This window comes from Gordonia sp. i37 (assembly GCF_002043085.1).
Lineage (GTDB): Bacteria > Actinomycetota > Actinomycetes > Mycobacteriales > Mycobacteriaceae > Gordonia > Gordonia polyisoprenivorans.
Genome location: NZ_MVPX01000611.1, coordinates 1 through 1,599, shown reverse-complemented (window position 1 = coordinate 1,599; position 1,599 = coordinate 1). Strand labels below are relative to the sequence as shown.

Sequence of the window (1,599 nt, the reverse complement as noted above, 5' to 3'; positions counted from 1 at the left end):
ATCCTGCCACTGCCATAGGTTTCATTCTCCCTTGAGACGAACCCTCCGGAAACACCGGGACGGATCAGACAGTCAGGACAACTGATGACCACCCGACCCGTGACTCCCGAACCGCTCGGCGCCGACATGATCGGCTGCTCAAAACACTGAAACTCGGTGCGCTCGCCGACACGCTGCCCGCCCGCGCCGCTCTGGCCCGACAGCACAAGACCTCGCACCTCGGGTTCCTCGAACAACTGCTCGCCGATGAAGTCTCCCGACGCGAATCCAGCTCAGCGGCACGACGATCAGCCAAAGCCGGCCTCAACCCCGCCATGCGCATCGAGAACTGGGAAGCCACCGACGACCTGCGGTATGACCGCACCCTCCTCGATGATCTGATCGCGTTGCGGTTCCTCGACGCCGGACACTCCGTCATCCTCCTGGGCCCCGTCGGAGTAGGCAAAACCCATTTGGCTAACGCACTGGGCCACATGGCTATCGGACGCCGACGCTCTGTCGTGTTCGGGCGTGCGGACAAACTGTTTCACCGCCTCAAAGCCGCCCGCCTCGACAACAGCGTCGACGCCGAACTCCGCCGCCTCGCCGCCGTCGACATCCTGATCATCGACGACTTCGCACTCCGCGCGCTCGACGCCACCGAAACCAACGACTTCTACGAACTCGTCGTTGAACGCCAAACCAAGACCACCATCATCACCTCCAACCGCGAGCCCGCCGAATGGCTCACCATGACCGCCGACGCCCTGCTCGCTCAATCAGCCATCGACCGGCTCACCTCACGCGCCCACACTCTCGTCATCGAAGGCCCGTCCTACCGACAACGCCACCGCCCCCGTATTGACGGCCGACACCACAACGAGCATCCTCAATAACGCGCCACGGTGGTCCCATGCTCATGGCAAACACGTGGTCCCATAGCCGTGGCAAATGACAGGGTGAACGAAAGAAGCCGGAGACCGATCCGTTCGAACCGTTCCTGGCCTACGTGACGGCCAGGCTGGGCGAGGATCCGCACCTGTGGTCGCGCGCGCTGTGCGACGAACTGGAGAATCTCGGTTACACCCAGTCCTACCAGACGCTCACCCGTCAGATTCGAGCCCGCGGTCTGCGACCGAAGTGCGAGGACTGCGCCCAGGTGACTGAACGGGCGAATGCGATCATCGAGCACCCGCCGGGTGAAGAGACCCAATGGGATTGGGTGGAGTTGCCGAACCCACCAGACGAATGGGGTTGGGGTTCAACAGCATATCTACTTGTCGGATCATTGGCGCATTCCGGCAAGTGGCGCGGCTATCTGGCCCCGGATATGACCCGACCACAGGTGATCGCCGGTATCGACCGCATCACCCGCCGACTCGGTGGGGTCACCAAGTCGTGGCGCTTTGACCGGATGGCCACGGTATGTCACCCCTCGACCGGTGCGTTGACTGCCGAGTTCGCCGGCGTTGCCAAACACTACGGGGTGTCAGTGCAGGTGTGCCCACCCCGTCGGGGTAACCGCAAAGGTGTGGTGGAGAAGTCTAATCACACTGAACCGTCCTGGGTCTGGTGGAGACCGTGATCTCACCAGGAGAATGTCGGTATGGGAGCAGCACG

Annotated in this window: 2 pseudogenes; both read left to right on the top strand. The window is 62.6% G+C overall.

The window, feature by feature from the left end:
• Positions 1-84 precede the first annotated feature (84 nt).
• A pseudogene (gene istB, locus B1964_RS28705) lies at positions 85-875 on the top strand (IS21-like element helper ATPase IstB).
• 62 nt (positions 876-937) lie between these two features.
• Positions 938-1,534 (top strand): annotated as a pseudogene (locus tag B1964_RS28700) (DDE-type integrase/transposase/recombinase); the annotation flags it as partial.
• Positions 1,535-1,599 lie beyond the last annotated feature (65 nt).